The following is a 5814-nucleotide window of genomic DNA, read 5'->3' on the forward strand; positions in this document are numbered from 1 at the left end:
TCCCTCTCCCCTTCCCCCGGCCGCCGGAGGCAAAAAAGCGGCCGCTCCGAGAGGAGCGGCCGCTTTAGTTTGTCTCTGGCGCGGACCTACAGGCTCAGGCCCAGGGGCTTGAGGTAGAGTTCGCCTTGGAAGGTGAGTTCGGCGGCGCCCTGGAGGTAGACGGTGTTGTTTTCGAGGAACACGGTCAGGACCTCGTTGCCGGTGGTGGTCAGGTTGGCGTGGTCTCCGGTCAGCCCGAGGGTATGGGCCAGGAGTTGGGTGGCGGCGGCGCCGGTGCCGCAGGCGTAGGTTTCGGCTTCCACGCCGCGTTCGTAGGTACGCAGGAGCATGGTGTTTTCGTCGATGACCTGGGCGAAGTTGACGTTGGTTCCGGCGGGCGCGAAGTGGGCGTGGTAGCGGATCTTGGGGCCGAGGTCCATGATGTCGACCTTGGTCACGTCGTCCACGAAGACCACGGTGTGGGGCACGCCGGTGTCGGTGAAGTGCACGGTCAGGGGCTGGCCGTCGACGTCGAGGGTGATGTCGGTTTCGGTCTTGAGCGGCGGGGTGAGCTGGACCTTGACGCGGCCCTCGTCCGGGCCGTCCAGGAGGACCTTGGCCCGGATGGGTCCGGCGTCGGTGCCGAAGGAGTGTTCGGCCGGGGCCAGGCCGATGGCGTGGGACAGCTTTGCGGCGCAGCGCGAGGCGTTGCCGCACATCTCGGCCCGGGAGCCGTCGGAGTTGTAGAAGTGCCAGCGGTAGGCCAGGGCCGGGTCGTCGGCGTTCTCGAGGAAGAACAGGCCGTCGGCGCAGACGCCGAAGGCGCGGGCGCACACGGCCTTGGCCCAGTCCGCCATGGCCGACTCGGGGATGCCGAGTTCACGGTTGTCGATGACCACGAAGTCGTTGCCGCAGCCTTGCATCTTGAAGAAGGGCACGGAGTCGGTGAATATGTTCATGGGAGAATCCTCGTATTTTTCTTGAGGGGTATACGCGCGGGGCCGGTATGGTCCAATTCTTTTTGCGTATGGATGCCGGAAGGCCGCTCAGCGGGTCAGCCAGGCTGCGGCCTCGTCCTCGTCCCCGAAGATCCGGTAGCTGATGGACCGGTTGTGCAGGATGGTCTCCATGTTCCGGGCGAACTCGATGTCCTCGGGGTTGGGCATGCAGGCTATGCGCACGCCCCGGATCGCGGCCTGCATGGTGATGTCGGCTTCGGCCAGGCGGTAGGCGTCCAGGACGTCCAGATGCTTTTTCAGCCGCTTTTCATCGAGCAGCATCCAGCGCAGGCCGTACTCCTCGCCCATCCGGCTGAGCAGTTCGGCGAAGTCGGCCATGTCCTCCAGGGACTCCATGGTGCCGGAGACGGTTATTTTGAGATAGGTCTCCATGGGCTGTATGCATGCGGTGTAGTTCATTGTGTCTTTCTTGGCATATTTGTCTGTAGCGATTGTTTATGAATGCGAGTGAACGATCTGTCAAGATGCTGATTCTTGCTTTTCGCGGATGGTAACGGTATCGCTGGGGCAGCTTGACCAGGAGAATGCGATCATGTCCAAACCGTGCGTCGGTTGCGGGTGGTGCTGCCTACAGGACCCCTGCATGGAATCCCATAGAAGATACGGCTACATGCGCCGCTGCCCCGACCTGTTCTGGGACGGAGAGGCGGGGCGGTACATGTGCGGGCTGATGCTCGCCCCGGAGACCGCCGAGCAGGTCAAGCGCTCCCAGCACGCCGGGCAGGGCTGCTATGCGCCGCTCAACTCCTGGCGGGACGATGTGCGCAATCGCGATGACGGTTGATTGGCCTTTCACTCCCGCGTGATTTCTGCTAAATAGCACCCTCTTGCGGGAACCTCAGATCACGGAGCAGTCGATGCGCGTCACTTTTGTCGGGGTGGGCGAGGCCTTTGACGAACGTTTGCCGAACACCTCCCTGTTGGTGGAGTCCGGCAATTCGTCGATCCTGCTGGACTGCGGCTTCAACGTCTCCTGCCGGTTGTGGGAGCACGCCGAAAGGCCCCTTGCCCTGGACGCGGTGTTCATCTCCCATTTCCACGCGGATCACTATTTCGGGCTCCCGGCCCTGCTCGTCCGGTCCATGGAGGAGAAGCGCACCAAGCGGTTGACCATCCTCGGCCCGAGCGGCATCGAATCCAGGGTCAACCGGCTCATGGAGCTGGCCTATTCCAACGCCCTGTCCAGGGCCGGGTTCGAGATATTCTTCATCGAGTGCGTGCCCGGCGAGGACTTCAAGCACAGCGGCTTCCGTTTCCGTTTCGCCCTCAACGACCACTCCATGCCCTGCCTGGCCATCCGGTTGGATGCCGAGGGCAAGTCCCTGTACTATTCGGGCGACGGCAAGCCCACGGACGCCACCGTGGACCTGGCCGAGAGCTGCGACCTGGTGGTCCACGAGGCATTCACCCTGGACGAGATCACCCTGGGCCACGGCGACGTGGGCACCTCCCTGGACATGGCCCGCAAGTCCGGGGCCAAGGCGTGCGCCCTGGTGCACATGAAGCGGACCATCCGCCACACCATGATGGCCATGATCCGCATGGCCGTGGACACCCAGCCCGAGCTCAACGGTTTCGTGCCCGAACCGGGCGACGTGTTCGAGCTCTGAGCCCTCCCGGCGGGCCCGGGGAATTATCATTTCAATTTGCCCGGTCCCATGGCATTCTTTCCCCAGCGCGTCGGCGGAACCGGACGCGCGGATATCATTGTCGCACGGCGCTACCAGGGGAGTTTATGGCCGGGAAATACGATTCCATCGTTTACGACTATTTTGAAAAGGCTAATGGTTACATTATCCTGATCAGCGAGGATCCGCTCTTCAAGCGGATGCTCACTTCCACCATATTCAAGGTCATCGGCACCAAGCGGGACTGCCTGTCCGTGTCCGAGACCGTCCACGCGGGGTTGAAAAAGGTCCAGGCCATGCACAAGCTGGGCCAGGAATTCATCGTCTTCATCGAGCGCATGATCGGCGGCAACACCAGCACGGACACCATCCTGACCCTCAAGCGGCTCCTGCCCGAGCTGAAGATCATCGTCCTGGTGGGCGAGACCAAGCGCGAGAATATCGCCTTCTTCTACGAGATCGGCGTGGCCAACGTCATCTCCAAGCCCGCCTCCATGAACAACATCATCGAGAAGCTGGCCTTCACCGTCAAACCCCAGGGCAAACTCAGCGAGTACATGGACCAAGGCAAGCGGAGCCTGGCCGCAGGCAAGCTCATGGAGGCCATGAAGATCGCCCAGAAGGTCCTGGCGATCAAGCCGGAGAGCCCTGCCGGGCTGATGCTCAAGGGCGACGTGCACCTGGCCCAGAACGAGTTGGACAAGGCGCTGGAGAGTTACCACCGGGCCCACGAGAGCTCCAAGATCTACCTGGAGCCCATCAAGAAGCTGGTGGACGCATACCGGGGCGTGGACGAGGACGAGATGCTCAAGTACATGAAGAAGCTCGACCGCCTGAGCCCGCTCAATGCCCAGCGCAAGACCGAGATCGGCAAGGTCCACGTGAAGCGCCGTGAGATGGACAAGGCCGAGACCTACTTCGACCAGGCCCTCGAGACCGTGACCCGCGAGGCCATGGGCATGATCAGCGCCGTGGCCGAAAGCATCTCCGAGGCCGTGGCCGACGATCCGGGCATGTCCGAAAAGTATCTGACCAAGGTCCTGGAGGCCAAGGGCAGCCGGCTCGACAAGGACGACATCTCCCTGTTCAACAAGCTCGGCATCGCCCTGCGCGGCCAGGGCAAGTGGCGGGAGGCCATCGACAACTACGCGGCGGCCCTGCGTATCTCCCCGAAGGACGAGGGGCTGCACTACAACATGGGCATGGCCTTCTACGACGGCGGCGACAAGCACCGGGCGGCTCAGTGCTTCATGAAGGCCCTGGAGCACAACCCCGAGTTCTATAAGCGCAGCGAGGCGGTCTCCATGAACCTCGGCACCCTGTTCGCCGACCTGCGCGAAAACGAATACGCCATCCCCTGCTTCGAGAACGCGCTCGCGCTCAACCCGGAAAACTCCACGGCCGCGCGCAAACTCGCCTCGCTCAAGGAATCCGCGCGCTGATTTCCCTCCCCATGCCCCGCCCGCGACCGGGACCGGCGGCGCTTCCACCCGCCTCTTCCTTGCACCGGGTTGACCCGTTTCCCCCACTTCACGTACTGTCGGGATAAGGAGCGGATCGCCGCTCCGCCACCGGCAGCCAAAGGGGATGCGCATGCCGCCCGAATCCGCCGACAGCATAGTCCGCCATTTCATCGAAAAGAACGGGGGCGTCATCGTCTACGTCTCGGACGACTACGGGTTCACCCGCGCCCTGCGCAACATGGTCTCCCGGGTCATCGGCCTGCGCGGCGACGCGCTGCTGCCGTTCACCTCCCTGGACGCGGCCGTGGAAAAATGCGTGGAGCTGCGCGAGCAGGACATCCCCTTCGTGGTCTTCATCGAACGCATGATCGACGGCCGCCCGTCCACGGACTTCATCATCCGCCTGTCGCGCGAATGCCCGGAGGCGCGCATGATTGTGCTCACCTGGGAGGCCACCCAGGAGACCGTGGCCTATTTCTTCGAGCTGGGCGTGTCCCGCGTGCTGGTCAAGCCTGCCTCGGCCAACAAGGTCATCGAGGAACTGGCCGAGGCCATCTCCCCGACCATGGAGCTGCACCGCCAGATGGAGCACTGCCGCAAGCTCCTGGAGGCCCGCACCTACGTGGCCGCCCTGACCGCCTCGGACCGCATCCTGATGATCCGGCCCGACTCGGCGCGCGGCCTGGCCATGCGCGGCGACGCGCTCATGGGCACCGGCCAGGTGGACTCGGCGGTCCAGGCCTACATGGCCGCCCACGAGGCCAACCCCATCTTCATGGCCCCGCTCATCAAGCTGGCCGAGGCCTTCCGCGACATGGAGGACGAGCGCGCCCTGGCCTACCTCAAGGAGCTCGACGCCATCTCGCCGCTCAACCCGGAACGCAAGATCGACATCGCCGAGCAGCACCTGCGCCAGGGCGAGCACGCCCAGGCCGAACGCTACCTGGACCAGAGCGTCCAGGCCGCCGAGCGCGAGACCCGCTCCATGGTCGGCGACCTGACCGAACGCATCGTGGACGCCGTGTCCGGCGTGGCCCCGGACCTGGCGGTCAAATACCTGAACCGGGTCATCGACACCAAGCGCGTGCTCGGCCGCGACGACCTGGTCCACTTCAACCGGCTGGGCATCATCCTGCGCGGCGAGGGCCGCTGGGCCGAGGCCGTGGAGGTCTACAAGCGGGCCCTGAAGATCACCCCGGAGGACGCGGTCATCCACTACAACATGGGACTGGCCCACTGGGAGGGCAACGAGCGCATGACCGCCCTGGACTGCTTTGAAAAGGCGCTCAGGATCAACCCGAATTTCTACTCCGGCAGCCTGGGCGCGGCCCTGAACATCGGCTCCCTCTACCTCGACCTGCGCTACCCGGACGACGCCATCCCGTTCTTCGAACACGTCCTGACCCTGGACCCGGAAAACGATCTGGCCAATACCAAGCTCGCCCAGGCTCGCCGCCTGGCGCGGGCCCAGCCCGAATCCTCCCGCCGACACCACCCCAAGGACGAGCAAACCCTCGACCTCGACAACCTGCCCGAACCACCCAAGAAGAAAAAGAAGAAGCACAAGCCGTTCACCAACTTGGAACTGTGAGCGCCTCCGGCGGCCGGGGGAAGGGGAGGAAAAACCCTTTGAAAAGGGTTCTCTGTGCAACCGGAAACATGGGTAACAGTTCTGCCCGGGTACATGGGTAACACTTTTATTGTTCGTCCACCGGTTCCGGGGGC

Annotated in this window: 6 protein-coding genes; 4 read left to right on the forward strand and 2 right to left on the reverse strand. The window is 63.8% G+C overall.

Annotation, left to right across the window (positions count from 1 at the left end; translation table 11 throughout):
- Window positions 1-86 precede the first annotated feature (86 nt).
- The gene (gene dapF, locus AB6M95_RS19270; protein WP_371388370.1) at window positions 87-938 is read right to left on the reverse strand and encodes a diaminopimelate epimerase; all 852 of its coding nucleotides are present in this window, start codon (window positions 936-938) and stop codon (window positions 87-89) included.
- An 87-nt stretch (window positions 939-1025) separates the two neighbouring features.
- Entirely contained in the window at window positions 1026-1397 is a 372-nt protein-coding gene (locus AB6M95_RS19275; RefSeq protein ID WP_371388371.1) for a hypothetical protein, read from the reverse strand.
- Between the two features lie 133 nt (window positions 1398-1530).
- Here AB6M95_RS19275 and AB6M95_RS19280 point away from each other — a divergent pair, with 133 nt between their 5' ends.
- The 4 genes from AB6M95_RS19280 to AB6M95_RS19295 all read left to right on the forward strand — a co-directional run bounded on the left by AB6M95_RS19280 (window position 1531) and on the right by AB6M95_RS19295 (window position 5680).
- Window positions 1531-1782: a hypothetical protein gene (locus tag AB6M95_RS19280; protein WP_371388372.1), complete on the forward strand. Its 252-nt coding sequence runs from the start codon at window positions 1531-1533 to the stop codon at window positions 1780-1782.
- A 73-nt stretch (window positions 1783-1855) separates the two neighbouring features.
- Window positions 1856-2608, forward strand: coding sequence for an MBL fold metallo-hydrolase (locus AB6M95_RS19285; RefSeq protein ID WP_371388373.1), 753 nt, complete (start codon window positions 1856-1858; stop codon window positions 2606-2608).
- Between the two features lie 125 nt (window positions 2609-2733).
- Window positions 2734-4068 carry a tetratricopeptide repeat protein gene (locus AB6M95_RS19290; RefSeq protein ID WP_371388374.1) on the forward strand — a complete coding sequence of 445 codons (1335 nt, stop codon included), beginning with the start codon at window positions 2734-2736 and terminating at the stop codon, window positions 4066-4068.
- A gap of 151 nt (window positions 4069-4219) precedes the next feature.
- Window positions 4220-5680 carry a tetratricopeptide repeat protein gene (locus AB6M95_RS19295; protein ID WP_371388375.1) on the forward strand — a complete coding sequence of 487 codons (1461 nt, stop codon included), beginning with the start codon at window positions 4220-4222 and terminating at the stop codon, window positions 5678-5680.
- Window positions 5681-5814: the final 134 nt, after the last annotated feature.

The sequence above is a fragment of the Pseudodesulfovibrio karagichevae genome (assembly GCF_041414475.1).
In the GTDB taxonomy this organism is placed as follows: domain Bacteria; phylum Desulfobacterota; class Desulfovibrionia; order Desulfovibrionales; family Desulfovibrionaceae; genus Pseudodesulfovibrio; species Pseudodesulfovibrio karagichevae.